Origin of the sequence: Vibrio sp. YIC-376 (assembly GCF_052353105.1) — a bacterium.
Taxonomy (GTDB): domain Bacteria; phylum Pseudomonadota; class Gammaproteobacteria; order Enterobacterales; family Vibrionaceae; genus Vibrio.
The window spans coordinates 286,120-307,309 of sequence record NZ_JBBWFK010000006.1 but is presented as its reverse complement, the minus strand read 5'-3'; the positions used below and the strand labels follow the sequence as shown (position 1 = coordinate 307,309).

General features: G+C 45.0%; 21 protein-coding genes. 9 read left to right on the top strand and 12 right to left on the bottom strand.

Translation table 11 applies throughout. The annotated features are described in order from the left end of the window. The first annotated feature begins 164 nt into the window (after positions 1-164). Both WJM94_RS13835 and galU read left to right on the top strand, forming a co-directional pair. Positions 165-1,331, top strand: coding sequence for a nucleotide sugar dehydrogenase (locus WJM94_RS13835; RefSeq protein WP_444494773.1), 1,167 nt, complete (start codon positions 165-167; stop codon positions 1,329-1,331). A 63-nt stretch (positions 1,332-1,394) separates the two neighbouring features. After that, positions 1,395-2,264 carry a UTP--glucose-1-phosphate uridylyltransferase GalU gene (galU, locus tag WJM94_RS13830; RefSeq protein ID WP_444494772.1) on the top strand — a complete coding sequence of 290 codons (870 nt, stop codon included), beginning with the start codon at positions 1,395-1,397 and terminating at the stop codon, positions 2,262-2,264. A 349-nt stretch (positions 2,265-2,613) separates the two neighbouring features. On the opposite strand, the gene WJM94_RS13825 is transcribed toward galU, so the two are convergent. Next, the gene (locus WJM94_RS13825) at positions 2,614-3,963 is read right to left on the bottom strand and encodes an MBL fold metallo-hydrolase RNA specificity domain-containing protein (RefSeq protein WP_444494771.1); all 1,350 of its coding nucleotides are present in this window, start codon (positions 3,961-3,963) and stop codon (positions 2,614-2,616) included. A gap of 530 nt (positions 3,964-4,493) precedes the next feature. On the opposite strand from WJM94_RS13825, the gene WJM94_RS13820 reads away from it, so the two are divergent. Beyond that, the gene (locus WJM94_RS13820; RefSeq protein WP_444494770.1) at positions 4,494-5,135 is read left to right on the top strand and encodes a YrbL family protein; all 642 of its coding nucleotides are present in this window, start codon (positions 4,494-4,496) and stop codon (positions 5,133-5,135) included. A 120-nt stretch (positions 5,136-5,255) separates the two neighbouring features. Here WJM94_RS13820 and tpiA read toward each other — a convergent pair whose 3' ends face one another. Next, positions 5,256-6,026: a triose-phosphate isomerase gene (gene tpiA / locus WJM94_RS13815; protein WP_444494769.1), complete on the bottom strand. Its 771-nt coding sequence runs from the start codon at positions 6,024-6,026 to the stop codon at positions 5,256-5,258. A gap of 270 nt (positions 6,027-6,296) precedes the next feature. On the opposite strand from tpiA, the gene WJM94_RS13810 reads away from it, so the two are divergent. Both WJM94_RS13810 and WJM94_RS13805 read left to right on the top strand, forming a co-directional pair. Beyond that, positions 6,297-6,644, top strand: a complete 348-nt coding sequence (locus tag WJM94_RS13810; protein WP_444494768.1) for a 5-carboxymethyl-2-hydroxymuconate Delta-isomerase — start codon at positions 6,297-6,299, stop codon at positions 6,642-6,644. Positions 6,645-6,746: 102 nt separating this feature from the next. After that, positions 6,747-7,184, top strand: coding sequence for a DUF805 domain-containing protein (locus WJM94_RS13805; protein WP_444494767.1), 438 nt, complete (start codon positions 6,747-6,749; stop codon positions 7,182-7,184). Positions 7,185-7,467: 283 nt separating this feature from the next. Here WJM94_RS13805 and WJM94_RS13800 read toward each other — a convergent pair whose 3' ends face one another. From WJM94_RS13800 to glpX, 3 genes are all read right to left on the bottom strand, one after another. After that, on the bottom strand, positions 7,468-7,797 hold the full coding sequence (locus WJM94_RS13800) for a DUF3135 domain-containing protein (RefSeq protein WP_444494766.1): 330 nt from the start codon (positions 7,795-7,797) through the stop codon (positions 7,468-7,470). Between the two features lie 156 nt (positions 7,798-7,953). Beyond that, positions 7,954-8,568, bottom strand: a complete 615-nt coding sequence (locus WJM94_RS13795; RefSeq protein WP_444494765.1) for a helix-turn-helix transcriptional regulator — start codon at positions 8,566-8,568, stop codon at positions 7,954-7,956. A 379-nt stretch (positions 8,569-8,947) separates the two neighbouring features. Further along, positions 8,948-9,955 carry a class II fructose-bisphosphatase gene (gene glpX, locus WJM94_RS13790; protein ID WP_444494764.1) on the bottom strand — a complete coding sequence of 336 codons (1,008 nt, stop codon included), beginning with the start codon at positions 9,953-9,955 and terminating at the stop codon, positions 8,948-8,950. Positions 9,956-10,301: 346 nt separating this feature from the next. Between glpX and zapB the strand changes: the two genes are divergently transcribed. After that, positions 10,302-10,544: a cell division protein ZapB gene (zapB, locus tag WJM94_RS13785; protein WP_444494763.1), complete on the top strand. Its 243-nt coding sequence runs from the start codon at positions 10,302-10,304 to the stop codon at positions 10,542-10,544. Between the two features lie 202 nt (positions 10,545-10,746). Here zapB and rraA read toward each other — a convergent pair whose 3' ends face one another. From rraA to priA, 7 genes are all read right to left on the bottom strand, one after another. Beyond that, entirely contained in the window at positions 10,747-11,286 is a 540-nt protein-coding gene (gene rraA, locus WJM94_RS13780; protein ID WP_444494762.1) for a ribonuclease E activity regulator RraA, read from the bottom strand. A 76-nt stretch (positions 11,287-11,362) separates the two neighbouring features. Next, a complete protein-coding gene (locus WJM94_RS13775; RefSeq protein WP_444494761.1) occupies positions 11,363-12,280 on the bottom strand; it encodes a 1,4-dihydroxy-2-naphthoate polyprenyltransferase in 918 nt (305 codons plus the stop codon). Positions 12,281-12,662: 382 nt separating this feature from the next. Further along, positions 12,663-13,994 carry an HslU--HslV peptidase ATPase subunit gene (gene hslU / locus WJM94_RS13770; RefSeq protein WP_444494760.1) on the bottom strand — a complete coding sequence of 444 codons (1,332 nt, stop codon included), beginning with the start codon at positions 13,992-13,994 and terminating at the stop codon, positions 12,663-12,665. Between the two features lie 23 nt (positions 13,995-14,017). Beyond that, entirely contained in the window at positions 14,018-14,569 is a 552-nt protein-coding gene (gene hslV / locus WJM94_RS13765; protein WP_444494759.1) for an ATP-dependent protease subunit HslV, read from the bottom strand. Between the two features lie 386 nt (positions 14,570-14,955). Next, entirely contained in the window at positions 14,956-15,501 is a 546-nt protein-coding gene (locus WJM94_RS13760) for an SPOR domain-containing protein (protein WP_444494758.1), read from the bottom strand. A gap of 160 nt (positions 15,502-15,661) precedes the next feature. Further along, a complete protein-coding gene (gene cytR / locus WJM94_RS13755) occupies positions 15,662-16,669 on the bottom strand; it encodes a DNA-binding transcriptional regulator CytR (protein WP_444494757.1) in 1,008 nt (335 codons plus the stop codon). A gap of 334 nt (positions 16,670-17,003) precedes the next feature. Continuing rightward, a complete protein-coding gene (priA, locus tag WJM94_RS13750) occupies positions 17,004-19,205 on the bottom strand; it encodes a primosomal protein N' (RefSeq protein ID WP_444494756.1) in 2,202 nt (733 codons plus the stop codon). 298 nt (positions 19,206-19,503) lie between these two features. On the opposite strand from priA, the gene rpmE reads away from it, so the two are divergent. The 3 genes from rpmE to rplC all read left to right on the top strand — a co-directional run bounded on the left by rpmE (position 19,504) and on the right by rplC (position 21,176). Further along, complete coding sequence (rpmE, locus tag WJM94_RS13745) at positions 19,504-19,725, top strand: 50S ribosomal protein L31 (RefSeq protein ID WP_444494755.1); 222 nt, start codon at positions 19,504-19,506, stop codon at positions 19,723-19,725. Between the two features lie 495 nt (positions 19,726-20,220). Then, positions 20,221-20,532, top strand: a complete 312-nt coding sequence (gene rpsJ / locus WJM94_RS13740) for a 30S ribosomal protein S10 (RefSeq protein WP_004410492.1) — start codon at positions 20,221-20,223, stop codon at positions 20,530-20,532. A gap of 14 nt (positions 20,533-20,546) precedes the next feature. Beyond that, positions 20,547-21,176, top strand: coding sequence for a 50S ribosomal protein L3 (rplC, locus tag WJM94_RS13735; RefSeq protein ID WP_334554631.1), 630 nt, complete (start codon positions 20,547-20,549; stop codon positions 21,174-21,176). The last annotated feature ends 14 nt before the right edge of the window (positions 21,177-21,190 follow it).

Genomic DNA, 21,190 nt, shown 5'->3' with positions numbered 1-21,190 from the left:
TAGAGCGATGATACATCCGTACATAATGGATGCGTCATACTCTTTATGATCCAAAAGTACGTCATTAAGCCAATATGACTTTGAGGATATGGGGCAGGATTTGTTTTTTCAAATATTGGCAGAGCTTCGCCAATTATAATGAGTAAGATTTAGAGAACAGAATAATGAAAATAGCAGTTGCTGGTACGGGCTATGTAGGGCTTTCAAATGCCATGTTGTTAGCGCAAAACCACGAAGTTGTTGCGCTGGATATCATTCCAGAAAAGGTTGATTTACTTAACAACAGGAAATCTCCAATAGTGGATGTGGAGATCGAAGATTTCCTTAAAAACAAACCGTTAAATTTTGTTGCTACGACAGATAAAGAGCTCGCTTACCGTGAAGCTAAGTACGTTGTTATCGCCACACCAACCGACTATGACCCGACGACTAACTACTTTAATACCTCTTCGGTAGAAGCGGTTATTAAAGACGTGATGTCAATTAATCCAGAAGCCGTGATGGTCATTAAGTCGACGGTACCTGTCGGCTATACTGCTCGCGTCAAGCAAGAGTTGGGCTGTGAAAACATCATCTTCTCACCAGAGTTCCTACGCGAAGGAAAAGCGCTTTACGACAACTTGTACCCATCTCGTATTATTGTTGGAGAGCGCAGTGAGCGTGCTGAGACTTTCGCTGGTTTGTTAGTTGAAGGGGCAGTAAAAGAGAGCATCCAAGTCTTGTTTACTGATTCAACAGAAGCAGAAGCGGTTAAGCTGTTTTCAAACACCTACTTAGCGATGCGCGTTGCGTACTTTAATGAACTGGATTCATATGCAGAAGCGCACGGTTTAGACGCACGTCAAATCATCGAGGGTGTTGGCTTAGATCCTCGTATTGGCAGCCACTACAATAACCCATCGTTTGGTTATGGTGGTTACTGTCTGCCAAAAGATACCAAGCAGCTTTTGGCGAACTATCAACAAGTACCGAATAATATTATTGGCGCTATCGTTGATGCTAACCGTACACGTAAAGATTTCATTGCTGATTCCATTCTTAAGCGTAACCCTAAAGTTGTTGGTGTTTACCGCCTTATAATGAAGGCTGGCTCGGATAATTTCCGTGCTTCTTCTATCCAGGGCATCATGAAGCGCATCAAAGCGAAAGGTATTGAAGTCGTGGTGTATGAGCCAGTTCTTCATGAAGACGAGTTTTTCAAATCTCGTGTGGTAAAAGACTTGAATGAGTTTAAGCAGACTGCCGATGTGATCGTTTCAAACCGTATGGTGGAAGAACTAGCGGACGTAGCTGATAAAGTTTATACACGTGATCTGTTTGGTAGCGATTAATTTCAATTTTCTTTAAAGCTAAGGGCTCCTACTGTGGAGCCTTTTTTTCAGTTGGTAATTAAAATGATAAAAAAATGTCTGTTCCCTGCAGCGGGTTACGGTACTCGTTTCCTTCCTGCCACTAAATCCATGCCGAAAGAAATGATGCCGGTGGTGAACAAACCATTAATTGAATATGGCGTCGAAGAAGCAATTGAAGCAGGTATGGACGGCATGTGTATTGTTACTGGTCGTGGCAAGCACTCGCTGATGGATCACTTTGATAAAAACTACGAATTAGAACACCAAATCAGCGGTAGCAGTAAAGAAGTGCTACTAGACGATATTCGTAGTTTGATTGATTCAGCGAGCTACACCTATATCCGTCAACGTGAAATGAAAGGCTTAGGTCATGCTATTCTGACGGGGCGCGAGCTTGTGGGTGATGAACCATTCGCGGTGGTATTGGCCGATGACCTTTGTGTTAACGAAGAACAAGGCGTGTTGGCGCAAATGGTTGAATTATACAATAAATACCGCTGCTCGATTGTTGCAGTTCAAGAAGTCCCAGAAACAGAAACGCATAAATACGGTGTGATCGCTGGTGAGATGATCAAAGAAGGTATCTTCCGAGTCGACAATATGGTTGAAAAGCCAGAGCCTGGCACTGCACCGAGCAATCTAGCTATCATTGGTCGCTACATTCTGACTCCTGATATTTTCGAGTTGATTGAAAATACTGAGCCAGGCAAAGGTGGAGAAATTCAAATCACGGATGCCCTGATGCAGCAAGCACAAGACGGTTGCGTACTGGCGTACAAGTTCAAAGGCCAACGTTTTGATTGCGGTAGTGTGGAAGGTTACATTGAAGCGACAAACTACTGCTTTGAGAATATTTACAACAAGGCGTCTAAAAGCCAGGTCGAAGATGCGCCTATAGAGAAGGTTGCTTAATTGGGTTAGGACCTAGGTGCTTTGTGTTAGGGCCTAGGTACTAGAATCCTAGGTCCTAGGTGTTTTCGCGGTAAGTTCAGTGATAAACATAAGTTGCGGTGTTTGTTGCTTTGGAATACAGAGCGCTTCGCTTACAGAAGGTCCTAGATCCTAGGGGACTAGGTCCTAGGATTACTCACTGGGACTGTTGTACCCGATTAAGTATTTGTATTTGCTGTTTTGGAATACTGATTACAGAGTACTGAAAAGTATATTTTTGTATTCGTAATCCCAACAATCTCCCCCTAGGATCTAGGATCTAGGATCTAGGGTCTAGGATCTAGGATCTAGGATCTAGGATCTAGCCCCCTCAATAAACCACCTTATATCCTTTTTCCTCCAACTCTTTTCCTAATGCTTGTTTAGCATCTTCTTCTCCATGAATTAAATGAACGGCCTTTGGTGGAGTTGGGATGCCTGTGACAAACTTCAATAAGTCACTTTTGTCTGCATGTGCTGAGTAACCAGAGATGGTATGAATTTGGGCTTTAACTTGAACTTCTTGAGCATCTATCTCCACCTCTGAAAATCCTGCTTGTATGGCTTCACCTAGCGTCCCTTGAGCTTGATAACCTGCAAAAAGCACATCATTTTTCTTATCTGGAAGTAGTGCTTTTAAGTAGTTAACGATTCTGCCTCCTTCACACATTCCGGAAGCGGCCACAACAAGGGCGGGTTCATCGGTCGAAGCGAGTCTGTTGACCAGAGCTTTATGCTCGGTGTTATTCTCGACCGTAATGCACTGATCAAACGCGAGTGGGTGACGTTGATTTTCGAGTCTTTGCTTAGCCTCTTGTCCCCACAGCGTTTTAAAACGTCGATAAGTTTTCGTCACTTCTTTGGCAAGAGGAGAGTCTAGGATGATGGGTAATGAAGATGCCAAATCATGCTCGTTAATCAACTGCTCAATATCAAACAGCAGTTCTTGTGTTCTGCCGACACTAAAAGCAGGTATTAGAATTACACCACCATCTTTTAACGCATGATCAATGATGTTTTTTAAACGTTGAGTGCGAGTGGTTATGTCCTCGTGTTGTTTATCGCCGTAGGTCGATTCTATAAACAGATAGTCGGCGCGCTGGGGAGATTGTGGATCAGGTAAGAGTGGCGTATTCGACGGTCCTAAGTCTCCGGAGAAAACGATGATGTCATCATTTGGCAGTCTACATTCTACATAAGCGGAACCAAGTATATGTCCTGCGGGTTGAAAGCGAACGTAAGTGTGATGGGATAGATCTATCCATTTCTGGTACTCACAAGGTTTGAGCTGTTTCTTGATGATATTCAGTACCTTCTGGCGCTGGAGGTAATTCAGGCCGAGTTGTAGCTTCAGACCGTCTTCAAGCATTAAAGGGACGAGTTCTGCAGTTGCTTGAGTGCAATATATTGGCCCTTTAAACCCAGCCGCCAGCAACCACGGCAAGCGGCCAATATGGTCTATATGAGCGTGAGTAAGAACGAGCGCTTTTACCTGATCGATAGGAAACTCAATGTTAAGAGAAGCGTCGCGCCCACCAAAACTAAGGTCCTGACCCTGAAACAGGCCACAATCAATCAAAATACTTCCATAAGGCAGTTTGAGCTCATGACAAGAGCCAGTAACGGTGTGCTTGCCACCGTGATGGGTAACGCTTGCAATATCTGAGATTGTTGTCGTCATGCCTAAAGTTCTCCTTATGTATTCAGAATAGGCGAGCTGTTAGTGAAGAGTAAGACTTATGACCCAGTGGATTAGATGTAATTAGTTGGGAAAGTGCGGAAATGCGAGAAAGGAAGCCATTTCATTAAGGTCCTAGATCCTAGGGGACTAGGTCCTAGGTGAGTTAGCTGAAAGTTCGGCGTATCTCTTTGGCGTTTGAGCTTGTTGTTTTGGAATACAGAGTACTGAAAAGTATATTTTTGTATTCGTTATCCCAACAAACTCCCTCTAGGGCCTAGGGCCTAGGGCCTAGGGCCTAGGAACCTAGAACCTAGGTTCTTAGTAAGCCCTTAACATCGAATTTGGGCGGTAAAAAATAATCCGTAATCCCCCCTAGGGCCTAGGATCCTAAAACCTAGGACCTTATAACCTACATCCTCACTGTCTTCCAAGTTCGTGATACAATCCTCGCATTAAATTGAATTCGAAATTTGCTCTCGCAAACGCAACACGCCTTAGTGAGTACAAGAGAGAACATGTAAAGGTTAAAGATGCAATCAGATCATGAATTCCAAAACTGGACTGTCATCGGCAAAGGCGCAGAGCGAGTTTGTTTCCAAAATCCCTCCAATCCTGCTCAATGTGTAAAGTTGAGTCAGAAAAGTGCCGCAAAGCAAACCTATCGAGAGATTCAGTTTTTTGAGCGATTAAAAAAGAAAAACGTCCAGTTCACGCATATTCCTGAATTCTTAGGGAAGGTAACAACAGAGACTCAAGTGGGCTTTAAGCAGCAAGTGGTTTTGGACGAGGATTTATCAGTATCATTAAACTTCGCACAATATATTGTGCAGCAAGGGGATGATCTCGATATGGATAACATGCTGTTAGCCGTTCGAATTTTGAAAGATTATTTGCTTGAGAGCCGAGTGATACCAAGTGACTTGGTGATGACAAATATATTGGTGAGGCAATCAGGGGATGAGATAACGCTCTATCTGATAGATGGATTCGGCAATACTGAGTTTATCCCTGTATCGGACTTTATCCCTTACTTGATGCATAAGAAGATCAATCGTAAGTTTAAGAAGTTTCTAAGAAAAAATTTACACCTCAGTATGGAAATTAGAGAAAACTCTGCGGATTTAGAATCTTACAATCAAAAGATTGATGAGTTTGAAGCCTTGTACCTTTAATACTTTTTTCTCTAATAAACGTGGGCTTTGAGAGCGCGGTTGAGATAGGTAGATATCTGACATACAAAAAGGGATGCATGTAAGCACCCCTTTGTTATTTCTGCTTGTTTAAAAACAAGATTAAGCTTTTGCTGCTGCCGCTGCTTTAGCGATTGCTGCGAAGCTCTTCGCATCTAGAGAAGCACCACCAACTAGAGCACCGTCGATGTCTGGTTGTGAGAAGTATGCTTCTGCGTTTTCTGGCTTAACAGAGCCGCCGTATTGGATGATTACTTGCTCAGCAACTGCTTCGTCTTTAGCCGCGATTAGTGCACGGATAGAAGCGTGGATGCGTTGTGCATCTTCAGCTGTTGCTGCTTTACCAGTACCGATTGCCCAGATTGGTTCGTAAGCGATGATTGCGCCGTTTAGAGCTTCAACACCGTATGCATCGATAACTGCGTTGATTTGACGAGCACATACTGCTTCAGTTTCACCCGCTTCGTTTTGAGCTTCTGATTCACCGATACAGAAAACTGGAGTTAGACCGTTCTCTTTTAGGAAAGCGAATTTCTGAGCGACAAACTCGTCAGATTCGTTGTGGTAGTCACGACGCTCTGAGTGGCCGATGATGATGTGAGTAGCACCGAAGTCTTTCAGCATTTCTGGAGACATATCGCCAGTGAAAGCACCGCTGTTGTTTAGGTCAGTGTTTTGTGCACCTAGGATGATCTTGTTACCGCCTTCAGCGATTAGACGCTCAGCTAGATCTAGGTAAAGTGCTGGTGGAGCTACTGCTACGTCAACACCTTCAACGCCTTCAAGCTCAGCATTAAGACCAGTTAGCAGCTCAGTTACCATTGCCTTGCTACCATTTAGTTTCCAGTTACCCATCACTACAGGACGACGCATAGGAATATCTCCCTTATTTTTTATGTAAAAAGTCTATTAATGTAAAAAATCTACGAAAGAATATAACAGAATAATGTGAACAGATCATGATTGGTATCATGTCTTGTGTGCCTTTCTATCTCTGGTTGGAGCTGAAGTTGTTCTGTCATTTCTATCAAAAGCAATCGATTGGTGATCACGTAGACAGAATGATAGTTCATTCCTCGGAAATTGCTGCCTAGATTGGTATTACTACGCACTGAACTTTTTGTGCTGTAGAAAGGAATCAAAATGCCAAACTTAGTTTTAGAGTATTCAAACTCGGTGGATGAGCGCGTCAATATTCAAGGTCTGCTGGAAGATCTACATAAAGCAGCGCTGGATAGCGGGCTTTTTGAGTTGGCATCAGTGAAATCAAGAACACTCAGATGCCACAACTGGTTGATAGGAGAGGAGGGAGATAGTCTCGATTTTATTCATATCAACTTTGAATTGCTCGCAGGGAGAACCGCAGAGGAAAAGCGAGCGTTATCGCGAGATCTGATGGCAGTACTTCAGGAGCAAGCCAGCCATATCCACAGCTTAACGGTGAATATTCGCGATATGGATGTGGAATGTTTTCAGAAAGTGGTGAATTAAACGTATGAAGCGGTTGTTCAAATCGCTGGCTTTTTCTTTGTGCCTTTTCAAATTAAGTCAGCTCGGCTACTCTAAAACCTTTTAGGGGTAGAGGGATTGTTGATGCTAACTAAAGAGTTATTGTTTTCTTTTCAAGGGCGTATAGGGCGTAAAACTTTTTGGATTTGGAACGTTATTTATTACGTTTCCATCTTAGGTTTTGGAGTGGGTATCAGTAAGCTATTTCCTGCTTTTTCTCACCTTCTGCTTCCTGTTTTTCTCTTGGTTATGCTTATCCCTGATCTCGCCATTACTACTAAGCGCTGGCACGACCGTGATAAATCGATTTATTGGTTAGCGCTCAATATTCCTTTAGTGTTAGGTAGACTCGCAACCCCAATGACTAGCCCTGTTTCGCAGGAGCCGGCCACAGTGCAATTGTTTATTGCATCCATTTCGTTAATTTGTGGGGTATGGATATTGGTTGAGTGTGGTTTTCTGAAAGGGTCAACCGGTCCAAATAAGTACGGCCCAGATCCGGTTGAAGGTCCTAGATCCTAGGTCCTCGGTTCTAGGTTCTAGAGGTGTCTGCGGTAAGTTCAGTTAAAAATGTAAGCTCAGGTGCTTGCTGCTTTGGAATACGGATTACGGAATACAGGTAATGAAAGGTTCTAGGTGGCTAGGATCCTAGGTTCTAGGAGTGTCTGCGGTAAGTTCAGTTAGAAATGTAAGCTCAGGTGTTTGTTGCTTTGGATTACGGATTACAGAGTACTGAAAAGTAAATTTTTGTATTCGTAATACCAACAAGCTCTTTCTAGGACCTAGGAGCCTAGAACCTAGGATCTTAATCGCTCCTGAACTGAACCACATTATGTGTCTTTTCAGGTTGTTGCTCACCTTGCAATGCTGCTCTGAACTTAATGATCTGTTTCTGTAATTCATTCATTAATACCACGTTGATATGGTGAGGGTTTTTACAGTTATTGATCACTCTGTCGATGTGGCTTTGCTGCGCCCATAATCTTGGTTGCATGCTTTCTGATGCACCCTCAATCATCTCGCGAACCATATCTTGGCGGAATTGCTCAAAGGCTTCTGGATCACTTTCTGCCATTCGCACCAGTTCGTCGAATGGAGGAAGGGCTTGTGGCTTGTGAGTCGGTAGATGGGGCATCGCTTCTCTCCAAATCTATATGGATAGTTACGCTTCGATATCAAAAGCGTACATCACGCAGAAGAGGAGTGCGGTGAAACTTATTCTGCAGTCTCACATATAAGAGAATGCAGTCATATTACATTACCAGAGAAGAGATTGAACCTAGGAGATTAGCTACGTTTGAATACGGTAGACGCATCGACGCTGGCCGCTGATGATGTGCTCCGTGCGTTCGATGTGAGTTTCGTTGCCAAGTAAAGCCCGGAACACGCTCAGTTCTGATTTACAGAGACTCGGACAGCGAGTTGCAGCTTTACAAATAGGGCAGTGGTTCTCAATTAAGATAAAGCCGTAGTCATCTTGCTCAAGTTCAGCCATGTAGCCTTCTTGCTCTCGCAGGTAGACGAGCTTCTGTAGTTTGCTTTCCAGAGAGTCACACTGTTCTAGATGCTGGCGATAGTTTTGAATGGTAAGTTTTTCACGTTCTGAGGTGACTTTTTCCAGGCCATCTTTTCCAAAGATATGCTCGACAGCTTCAATGAATTGAACGGTGAGCTCGCCATGGCGGTCTGCAAATTGCTCATGCCCTTTTTGCGTGAGTGTCCAGTGTCTGGTAGGTCGACCGACTTTCACCTTTACATCGTAAATAGACAGGATGCCATCATCTTCTAAACCTTGCAGGTGCTGACGCGCCCCCATGCTTGTCATACCAAGTTCAGAAGAGAGTTGTTTGGCCGTGACAGAGCCGTCACGCTTAACGATTTGCAATATCCTATCTACGGTTTTCATATATCCACCATTTATACATCAGTACATATTATGCGCGATAGGTTTTGTAAAGAAAAGTGTTGACTTAGATAGGGAAGGTTCGAGGTACTAGGAACCTAGGCCCTAGAGGGAGTTTGCTGGGAGTGCGAATACAAAAATATACTTTCCAGTACTCTGTAATCCGTAGTCCGTATTCCAAAGCAGCAAACACCGGAGCTTACGTTTATCACTGAACTTACCGCAGACACACCTAGGACCTAGCCCCTAGGATCTAGGACCTTTCACTCCCTGTATTCCGTAATCCGTATTCCAAAACAGCAAATACAAACGCTTGATCGGGCACAATAGTCCCAGCGAGTAAACCTAGGGCCTAGGAACCTAATCCCTAGGCCCTCATCTTTTATAAAATAATATCGCGAACTTCTGGATCTTTACGTTCCAGGTAGTGGATTGACTTGATACGGCGAATTGTGCGGCAGCGACCACGAATAAGCAGGGTTTCAGTCGTCGCAATATTGCCCTGACGAGTAATGCCTTCCAGCAGATCACCTTTAGTGATGCCGGTCGCTGAGAATACTACGTTGTCGCTGCGTGCCATGTCTTCCATCTTCAACACGACATTTGCCTTAACGCCCATCTCTTCACAACGTTTTAGCTCTGCCGCGCCGTAGATACGGTTTTCTTCAGTATTCCCTTTTACTTCATGACGAGGTAGCAAGCGGCCATGCATATCACCGTCAAGTGCGCGAATCACTGCGGCTGAAACTACGCCTTCAGGTGCGCCACCAATGCAGTACATGACGTCAACTTCACTGTCTGGCATACAAGTCAGGATAGAAGCAGCGACATCACCATCTGGCACTGCGAATACGCGCACACCCATCGCCTGCATTTCTGCGATGACATCGTCGTGGCGAGGTTTTGCCAGTGTGATTACTACTAGGGTATCCAGTGTTTTATTCAGCGCTTTAGCGACGTTTTCCAGGTTTTCTTTCAACGGCTTTTCTAAATCGATCACGCCTTTTGCACCTGGGCCAACCACCAGTTTTTCCATGTACATATCTGGCGCTTTTAGGAAACTGCCTTTTTCTCCAGCAGCAAGTACAGCCAATGCATTCGATTGTCCCATTGCTGTCATGCGAGTGCCTTCAATAGGGTCTACTGCAATATCGACCTCATCACCACCGATTCCCACTAGCTCACCGATGTATAGCATTGGCGCATCATCAATTTCGCCTTCGCCAATGACAATTTCACCACTAATCTCTGTTTTGTTCAGTAGTGCGCGCATAACCTCAACGGCCGCACCGTCCGCTGCGTTTTTATCGCCGCGACCAAGCCATTTGTAACCAGCCAGTGCTGCACCTTCAGTAACACGGGAAAATGCCATTGCTAAATCACGTTTCATGATGTCTCCAAGTAAGCAGAGGGAAGAAGAATTTGCGCGGCGATTCTATCATATCGATGATTAAACGTTTGCTTTTTTGCCAAGCTTTTACTTTGGGTAAATTGAATTTGATCAATACTGAGTCAGTTTTTGCCGTGGCGAGACGCAAATACCTTGCTCAAAAATACTTCGCTGATAAGAAAAGTCAGCGTTTAGTGAGATTGCGCCGGTTTTTTAACCGAATGATGCGAAATATCGAATATAGTGAGTGTTTCTCGTCGCGACGCTGAGTAGAATGAACCTTATATAGGTAAGGTGCGCGCCTGTCTCGTGCATCATCCCAACGGAACAACATAGGTAGGCCAAGATGTCTTTTGAAGTATTAGCACAACTAGAATCTAAAATTCAAACTGCAGTTGACACAATCACTCTTCTTCAGATGGAAGTGGAAGAGCTGAAAGAAGATAAAGTAAAACTAGAAGCAGAAGCGAACGAACTTCGCTCTCAACGTGAAGAGCTAGAGCAAAAAGCTGAGCAAGCTCAACAAGAGCACGCACAGTGGCAAGAGCGTATTCGCGCACTTCTTGGCAAAATGGAAGAAGTGGAATAAGCCAAGCGAAATAAGGGCCTAGGTTCTAGAATCCTAGGTCCTAGATAGAGCTTGTTTGGATTACGGAGTAAAAAGTCAACTTTTCAGTACTCTGTAATCCGTATTCTAAAACTGCAAAACCAAACTTAGCGTTTATCACTTTACTAACCGCAAACACACCTAGGACCTAGTCCCCGAGGATCTAGGACCTTATGTTCTAGCCTTAATCCCTAGGATCAAGAACCTCTAATATTTCTTCCTCTGTCTCATCCAACTCCAGGTCAATATTTAGCGGTTCTGGAGACAAGATGATGCCTGTGCTGTCTGCGTAGATGTAGTCCTCAGGTAGAAAACTTACGCCACCAAAGTTTACAGGCACATCATACTCGCCAATACCTTGGCTAGACGCACCGACTGGGATTGAAGCCAGCGCCTGAATGCCAAGATTCATGTCTTCAAGTTCGTCGAGCTCACGTACACAGCCGTATACGACCAGACCTTCCCATTCGTTTTCTTCTGCAATGGTTGCGATTTCCGCATCAACAAGGGCTTTACGCAAGGAACCGCCACCGTCAATTAGCAATACGCGTCCGAGTCCATCTTGCTCTAACGTTTCCCGTATCAGCGAATTGTCTTCAAAACACTTGATAGTGGTAATTTGACCGGCGAACGAAGCGCGACCGCCAAAGTTACTGAACATAGGTTCAACCACATCTACCTGCTCGAGATAAATGTCACAGAGTGCTGAGGTGTTGTATTCCATAACGTACCTTTCTAAACAGAAACTGGTTGTCTTTGAGTATATCTAGGCATTAAGTCAATGCAATGACAAATCTTTTTTAACTTACCAGAGTTTGAGCTACCACAATTGTTGCAAATAAAACGTTAGTAACAAGAGAGCATTTTACGATGACCGGCATCATCGGTGCGATTTGTGCGGGCTTTTGGGTTTCCCATACTGCTTTGCCATGATGAGCGACAAAATAAATACTCAACAAGAATGGCAGGCTAATCCAAACGGGTTTGCTCTGTATTAGCAGATACGCAGCGAAAGCGAGTATAGCCCCGCCCAATAGAATGAAGTGGTATTGTTTTGATTTATGCTGACCCAGACGAACAGCGACGGTACGTTTGCCGCATTCGCGATCATTATCAATGTCACGCATGTTGTTGATGTTCAGCACTGCAACGGCGAGCAAGCCACAACCGAGGGCTGGCAGGAAAAGTGTGGTATCAACATGACCAGTATGAAGAAAGTAAGTGCCTGATACACCAAGCAAGCCAAAGAACAGGAATACTGAAATGTCGCCTAATCCGACATAGCCGTAGGGTTTGCTGCCCATGGTATAAGCCACTGCAGCTAGAATGGCAAGTATGCCCAATCCAATGAAGGTCAGGATACTTTCCAAAGAGCTTAGTGAGTAAAACACTAAGATGAGTCCAGAAAAGACGGTAAGCACGATATTAAAGATTATTGCTTGTTTCATCTGTTTGGTACTTACCGCACCGGACTGTATAGCGCGCAGCGGGCCCAGACGTTTTTCATTATCTGTGCCTTTTACGGCGTCGCCGTAGTCATTGGCCAGGTTCGAAAGAATCTGCAGTAGCGTAGCCGTCACAAAAGCCATGATGGAAATGGTTAATGAGAACTGACCCGCTGAATATGCGAGGGCGCTGCCGGTAAGAATAGAAACTAATGCCAGCGGTAATGTTTTTGGACGAGCGGCATCAAGCCAGATCTGTAAAGATTGTTTCATGGATATTTCGTGCTAGTAACCGATTTGTCCAGTATAAGCACAAAGAAGCAGATACGCTATTGACCTAAAGCAAGTCAATGAAAGTCAGGGGGAACAGAAGGTCCTAGGTTTTAGGATCCTAGGTTCTAGGAGTGCCTGCTGAGACGGTATTCTCTATCGCGACTCAAAGTTAGCTGATATTAGATTCCTGATGTCGCTATGACTCCTCGGAATGACGGCCTCAAGGTAAGGCGCAAGGGGGGGGCTTTTCGGTAAGCGCAGCGCTCTGTATTCAGTAATCTGTATTCAAGAAAGCGAGCATTTGAGCAAACGTTTTTCGCTTGAATTACAGCAATGACATCTAGGATCTAGGACCTATAACCTAGGCCCTAGATCCTCAAACTTAAAGAATAAAGCGGCTTAGATCTTCATCTTCAATAGTTTCGCCCAGACGCTCGTGCACGTAAGCTGCGTCAATCACGAACTTAGAACCAGCCTGCTCTGTCGCGTCGTAAGAGATTTCGTCCATCAGACGCTCCATGACGGTATGCAGGCGGCGAGCACCGATGTTTTCTGTGGTTTCGTTTACCGTCCATGCTGCTTCGGCAATTTTCTTAATACCATCTTCAGTAAACTCGATGTCGACGTTTTCTGTTTTCATCAGCGCGATGTACTGTTCAGTCAAAGACGCTTTTGGTTCAGTCAGAATACGTTTGAAGTCGTTACTGCTTAATGCTTCCAGTTCAACACGAATTGGCAGACGACCTTGAAGTTCAGGGATCAGGTCAGACGGCTTCGCCACCTGGAATGCGCCAGAAGTAATAAACAGAATGTGATCTGTTCTTACCATGCCGTGTTTAGTCGATACGGTACTACCTTCAATTAGCGGTAACAGGTCACGTTGAACACCTTCACGAGAGACGTCCGGGCCCGAGCTTTCACCGCGTTTACAGATCTTATCGATCTCATCGATGAACACGATACCGTTGTTCTCAACGTTGAAAATCGCAGCTTCTTTTAGTTCTTCCTGATTCACCAGCTTCGCAGCTTCTTCCTCAGCAAGCGCTTTCATTGCATCTTTGATTTTCAGCTTGCGCTTTTTCTTAGTGTCACCAGCCAGATTCTGGAACATACCCTGAAGCTGGTTGGTCATCTCTTCCATGCCCGGAGGAGCCATGATCTCTACACCCATTTGTGGCGCAGCGATATCAATTTCAATCTCTTTATCGTCCAACTGGCCTTCACGCAGTTTTTTGCGGAAGATTTGACGAGTGTTGGATGTCTCTTCTTTTTGCTCAACCTGACCCCAGCTGTCTCGAGCTGGTGGCAGTAGCGCATCCAGAATACGTTCTTCTGCTTGTTCTTCAGCGCGGAATTTTACTTTTTCCATCGCCTGTTGATGAGTCATCTTGACCGCAACATCAGTCAGGTCACGGATGATGGTTTCTACTTCTTTACCAACGTAACCCACCTCTGTGAATTTCGTTGCTTCTACTTTAATGAACGGTGCATTGGCCAGCTTCGCCAGACGACGAGCGATTTCAGTCTTACCAACACCTGTCGGGCCGATCATCAGAATGTTTTTTGGCGTTACTTCTACGCGTAGGCTCTCTTCAAGCTGCATACGACGCCAGCGGTTACGAAGAGCAATCGCAACCGAACGTTTTGCTTTGTCTTGACCAATGATGTGGCGGTTCAGTTCATGAACGATTTCGCGAGGGGTCATTTCAGACATATTCTTTCCTTACTTCGTTACGATTACTCGGTTGGTGCGGCCAGCTCTGTAGTTGATTCTAGTTCTTCTACAGTGTGGTAGTGGTTTGTGAATACACAAATGTCGCCAGCAATGTTCAATGCTTTTTCAGCAATCTCACGCGCATCCAGGTCTGTGTTTTCTAACAGTGCCGTTGCTGCGGCTTGGGCGTATGCACCACCAGAGCCGATCGCGATCAGGTCATTTTCAGGCTGAACCACATCGCCGTTACCGGTAATGATTAAAGATGCCGTTTCGTCTGCGACAGCAAGAAGCGCTTCAAGTCTGCGAAGCGCGCGATCGCTGCGCCAGTCTTTTGCCAGCTCCACGGCTGCTTTGGTCAAGTGGCCTTGGTGCATTTGCAGCTTGCTTTCGAAGCGTTCAAAAAGAGTGAAGGCATCCGCTGTACCGCCAGCAAAACCAGCAAGTACTTTGTTGTTGTATAGGCGGCGAACTTTGCGCGCGTTACCTTTCATTACGGTATTGCCTAGAGATACTTGGCCATCACCCGCGATGACGACTTTATTATTTCGACGTACAGATACAATGGTAGTCACGAGTCGACCTCTTAATTATTTCTCTTTGGATGTATCACTGTATATGGGGGAGGGGGAAAGGGGATTCAAGGGGGAAAAGATAGAGGACCTAGGTTATAGGATCCTAGGTCCTAGGGAAAACACTTGGAATACGGAATACGGAATACGGAATACGGAATACGCGCAAGCGTTGTCTTTCCTGTTTTCTGTAATCGAGAAGCGAAGCGCCCTATACTCTGAATTTTAAGCACGGAAGTTTCAACAAGTAAACCTAGGACCTAGCTACCTAGGACCCTGTAATCCGTATTCTGTATTCCAAAGCAGCGAGCACGTGAGCTGACATTTCTTACTGCACTCACCGCAGACGCTTCTAGGATCTAGGACCTATTTTTCCCTAGGCCCTTCTTTTAATAATTTTCTTTCCAAATCGCACACGGCTCGATTTTAGCTCGTTGCAACTTATGGCGATCTTTCTCAGCATCGCGCTTAAATTTGTATGGACCTAAAATGATCCGATACCAAGAACTACCTTCTTTTTTGACTATCTTGCTCGACAAACCCTGGAAGGCGATAGCCAACTTTCGCTCATCAGCCTGAGCCTGAGTCTTGTAAGCGCCACATTGCATTACGTAAGGGATCTTCGAAACTTCAATCTCTTTTGCTACCACCTCGACTTCACGCTTAGGGAGTGATTCCACGTACTCCCACTTTTCTTCCGGTGGTGGTGGTAAATCCTTCTTCGGCTTAGGTTTGCTGACTGGAGTCGTTGGCTGCTTCTCGGCAACAGGCTGAGGTTCCGGATCATTGTTGAGTAAGTAGAGCCCGTAACCAAAACCGCCCACTAGCACGATTGCCAGTAGACCGCTACGCCAAGGTTTCTTTCTAGACGGTTGTTTTTTTGTCGACTTTTTTGGGGTTCCGCGCCCCCGTCTCACATAATCTCTGTTTGCCACGGCTACTTCTGGTCATCAAGTATTATTCCAATTATGTTAATCCAGAATGAGACCAGAAAACACCCTGTTTCTGTAATCTTGTTAGATACATATACAAAAAAGCGGCGCAAATTTAGCACCGCTTTGAATGGATAGCATCTCACGCCAATGGTGAGAAAAATTATGCGCGTTGAGGAGGCGCTGCGCTTCCTCGTACGATCAAATTAGTTTCCAGAAGACGTGAGCCTGAATGTACGTCGTGACCTTTCAAAAGTTCGAGCATCATTAGCATCGCTTGTCGGCCAATCTCGTAGCGAGGCTGGGAGATGGTCGTCAATGGTGGATCGCAGTACTGAGCAAAGTTGATGTCATCAAAGCCCACTACCGACAGATCTTGCGGCACTCGCAATCCTAGCTTTTTCGCTTCCTGAATCGCACCAATAGCCATAGTGTCACAGTGACAGAAAATAGCGGTTGGTGGATCCGGCAGTTCCAACAGTTTACGTACGGCTTTTGCTCCGCCTTCAAAAGAGAATTCGGTGACGATGCTGTACTGAGGGTCTTTATTGATGCCGGCTCGACGCAGTGCTTGCTGATAACCTTGCTGACGGAATTGGCATAATACGGCGGTATCAGGACCTGAAATCTGTGCAATACGCTTATGACCGAGTTGAGTCAGGTAATTGACGGCTTCAAATGCCGAGGTCAGGTTATCAATGTGGACTGTTGGAAGCTCTAGCTCAGGAGCAAACTCACAGGCCATAACCATTGGAGGCAGGTTCTTTTGTTCTGGTTTACTGACGTCAAAAGGTAAGTCTGTACCAAGCAGCAGCATCCCGTCAGCTTGCTTAGTAAAAACCAGGTTAACGAACGAGCTTTCGCGTTTTTTCTGCTGACCACTATCACCTAGCAACACGAGGTAACCGTGTTCCATTGCGGCATCTTCAATACCACGAATGATTTCAGAAAAGTAAGGGTCGCAGATGTCTGGGACGATAGCAACAATAGTCTTTGATTCGTTTCTTCGTAAATTACGTGCTAACGAATTAGGTGAGTAACCCGCCTCAAGTACTGCGTCTTCAACTCTTTTTCGCGTAGAAGACGAGACTTTTTCTGGATTCATCAATGCTCGAGATACCGTCGCGGTAGATACTCCCGCAAGTTGGGCAACATCCTTCATTGTCGCCATAGTTTTTAACCTCTCAAATATTTCGCCAAGATGACGTTATTTCCTTTATTGAAATCGCTGTGATTTAGCACAGATAAATTCACGCCCTATCATTACATTTTTGGTGTTTATTTGTCAGATAACGCGCTTGTTTCTTGCTAGAACACCACTTTAACTTGTGGGAATCGCCATGGAGTTAAATTAAAGTCTTTTGCTTCAAGGCACTTAAGACTTTACTAATTTGGATAGTCTATTCATTTCTATGGCGAAAGTTACGGTCTGTTTAACAAAAATCGTAATGACAATGTGATATCCATCACATTAAAAGGTAATTCATTACATGAGTAAACGTTTGCTAGCTGAGATCTTGTGGTTCTATGTCTAAATTCCAACGTACTTTTTTGGCATTAGGCAACAACTCAATAGCAGGTTTGGCACTGGTTAATAACTTTTGCATCAAGGAACGATGTTGCGTTTGCAGCAAAAGTTGCCAGCGATATTTACCCGCTCGCTTAGCAAGGGGCGAAGGCGTCGGGCCTAGCACCATACAAGTATCATCAAATAATGGGTGAGATTCGAGGGTAAAACGGACTTGACGCAGAAAGTCCTCCACCAATTCGCTTTGGTTTGCTTCCGCTTTGAATAGAGTCAGGTAACTGTACGGGGGAAGCTGTGCCAGTTTACGCTCTTCTAAAGCGCTCATTGCGAAGTGTCGGTAATCTTTTTGCAGCAGTGCTTGCAACAAACTGTGCTCTGGATGATGAGTTTGCAAAATAACTTCACCGGGTTTACTCGCACGCCCAGCTCGTCCCGCAACCTGAATGAAAAGTTGTGCGAGACGTTCAGAAGCACGAAAGTCACTGCTGTATAAAGATCCATCCACATCCAAAAGAGCAACGAGTGTGACGTTAGGAAAATGATGCCCTTTAGCGAGCATTTGTGTGCCTATTAAAATCTGGTAGTCGCCCTTGCGAATCGACTCGAGGGCATCTTCTAAACTGCCTTTGCGACGAGTGCTGTCTCGGTCGATACGAATAGCTTTGTATTCTGGAAAGAGTTGCGCCAACTGATGTTCTAGCTGCTCAGTACCGACACCAACGGTCACCAGTTGAGTGGAACCACATCCCTGACACTGATGAATCACTGGCTGCTGCGAGCCACAGTGATGGCAGCGTATTTCATTACTGTATTGGTGGAAGGTGTAGTAGGCATCGCACCGTTTACACTCTGCAATCCAGCCACACTCATGACACATAAGCGCAGGAGAAAAGCCGCGACGGTTAAGGAATAGCATTACCTGATTACCGGCTTTTAAGTGTTTACGCATTTCTGCAATTAAAGATGCGGATAAACCACTTTCTAAATATTGTCCTTTGACATCGAGAACTTTGTTTGTTGTTGGTACCGCTGAGCCAGCACGCTGAGTGAGCGTCAGATGGTGATATTTACCCGTTAGTGCATTGTGCAGCGTTTCTAGAGCGGGAGTCGCAGAACCCAGCACGATAGGTATCTGCTCTTTGTGCGCACGCATCACTGCAACATCGCGCGCGTGGTAGCGTAAACTATCTTGCTGTTTGTATGACGAGTCATGCTCTTCATCAACGATAATAATACCGAGTTCGGCAAAGGGAGTGAGCAGGGCAGAGCGGGTTCCGATAATGATCCCTGCGGCTTTATCCCGAGCAGATAACCAGGCATTTAGACGCTCGGTTTCATTTAAACCCGAGTGAATCACATCAACTGGTACATTGAAGCGACGTTTAAATCGGTTAATGGTTTGCGGCGTAAGGCCGATTTCCGGAACCAGTACTAATGCTTGCTTGCCTTTCTCCAATACGGGCTTGATCAGGTTGAGATAGACCTCTGTTTTGCCTGAGCCAGTCACGCCCTCTAATAAATAGCAGGCAAACCCGTTTTGACTGTTCACGCTGGCAATGGCTAATGCCTGCTCATGATTGAGTTTTGGCTTATCGACGTCACTTTCTACCGAGTGTGACCATGTGGATGTGGCTGGTTTCTTCTCTATTCGTTCAACCCAGCCTTTTTCTTCCAATGTATTTAATACGCTTGATGTGATCTCTTGCTCAACCAGTTCCTGATGAGGAATAGGGCCATGAGTCATCATTTGTAGTGCGCGCTGTTGTTTTACGGCGCGTCCGAGCCCTTGCATGAGTTTGTCTTTGCCAGATTCGGTGATTTGCCATTCTTGCAACGTAGCAAAATCGGCAGGCTTGCCCTTTCTTAAAGCTGCCGGCATTGCGTTGTGAAGGGTATCGCCCAATGGGTATTGATAAAACTGGCTACACCATGTGAGCAACGAGAACAGTTTGTCTGACCAGATTGGCTGAGAATCTAATACCGCTTTAATGGGCTTGAGTTGTTCTTTAGGGAAATCAGAGTGGTTCACCATTGCGGTGACAATACCCACCAGAGTCTGGCGACCAAACGGCACAGATACACGTCCGCCAATAATCGGAAACAGATGTCCCGGGATGGCATAATCGAATTGTTTATCGAGTGGGACGGGCAGTGCCACTCTCGCAATGGATGGACGCATAGTTTTCAAGCTGTAATATAAAGAGGGAAAGAAGCTTAGAGTCTATTAAAATCAGTAGGAAAATTCGAGTAAAGCCGATCTTCGGTGCGTGAAAGCGGCTATTACAAATAGACTGGATAAAAAAGTGGCGAAAAAATTGCCAAATATGTTGATCCTATCAATGTGATTCATTAATATATCGCGCCTTGAGATATGGCTTCGGCAATAAGCTGATGCGGTATCGCATTTTTAATATTAATTACGTGTGGTGTACGGCTTAGACTCGTATAGCGACACGGCCTACTATTGAGGTTATCCCATGAAAGCTGGTATCCACCCAGAATACAAAGCAGTAACTGCTACTTGTTCTTGCGGCAACACGTTTGAGTTCAACTCAACTCTAGGTAAAGATTCTATCCACCTAGACGTATGTGACAAGTGCCACCCATTCTACACTGGTAAGCAACGTATCGTTGATACAGGCGGCCGTGTTGATCGCTTCAACAAGCGTTTCGGTGCACTATCAAGCGGTAAGAAATAATAGCAGACGCTATTACGATTACAGTTTAAGAAAAGGACGCTTCGGCGTCCTTTTTGTTTATGAACGTTTTGTTTATGAAGCAGCTGGCTGGTGGCCCTAAAACCGTCAGTTAAAACTCAAAAACAACAAGTTAAAAATAGTTGCGATTATTTTTCACTCAGGTCTTGCAACCTAAAGTGTGATCTGTATAATGCAGCGCACTGGTTAAGCCAGTTGTGAACCAATGAGCAGTGAGGAGCTAATAAACTCAATAGTTTATTAGGTAATGTAGACTCAGCTTATGTTCGCGGTTAATACAATTAGCTATCTTTTCTTCGGAAAAACTATCCCCAGAGGTGACTTTGGCATGTAGGGATAGTTAATCGAAAATTAACTGACAATGCGTCCTAATCTTGGATGCTACGGTTTCACATGAATCAATCGGCATTCTCTCGTCTTGACGAGTCTGAGTGGCGATATTGTTTGTGTAATTTTTTACTATTGGAGCTCTGTCTCATGCAGAACCAACGTATCCGTATCCGCCTAAAAGCTTTCGATTACAAACTAATCGACGCTTCTACAGCGGAAATCGTTGAAACAGCTAAGCGCACTGGCGCACAGGTTCGTGGTCCAATCCCACTACCAACTCGTAAAGAGCGTTTCACAGTTCTTATCTCTCCACACGTTAACAAGAAAGCACGTGACCAGTACGAAATCCGTACTCACAAGCGTCTAATCGACATCGTTGAGCCAACAGACAAAACTGTTGATGCTCTAATGCGTCTAGACCTTGCTGCGGGCGTTGACGTTCAAATTAGCCTAGGTTAAGGGAGATTAGAATAATGATTGGTCTAATCGGTCGTAAAGTGGGCATGACCCGCGTATTTACTGAAGACGGCGTTTCTATCCCAGTAACTGTTGTTGAAGTTGAAGCAAACCGCGTTTCTCAAGTGAAAACTCTTGAAACTGACGGCTACGCTGCAATCCAGGTTACAGCTGGTGCAAAGAAAGCTAACCGTGTAAACAAAGCTGAAGCAGGTCACTTTGCTAAAGCTGGCGTTGAAGCTGGTCGCGGTCTTTGGGAATTCCGTTTAGAAAACGGCGAAGAGTTCGAAGTTGGTGCTGAACTAACTGTTGAACTATTCAACGAAACTAAGAAAGTAGACGTTACTGGTACATCTAAGGGTAAAGGCTTCCAAGGCGCTGTTAAGCGTTGGAACTTCCGTACTCAAGATATGACTCACGGTAACTCATTGTCTCACCGTGCTCCTGGTTCTATCGGTCAATGTCAGACTCCAGGTCGCGTATTTAAAGGCAAGAAAATGGCAGGTCACATGGGTGCTGAGCGTGTAACGACTCAAAACCTAGAGATCGTACGTGTTGACGCTGAGCGCAATCTGCTTCTTATTAAAGGTGCAGTACCAGGCTCAACAGGTGGCAACGTGATCGTTAAACCAGCTGTTAAAGCATAACGTCTCAGGAGTAA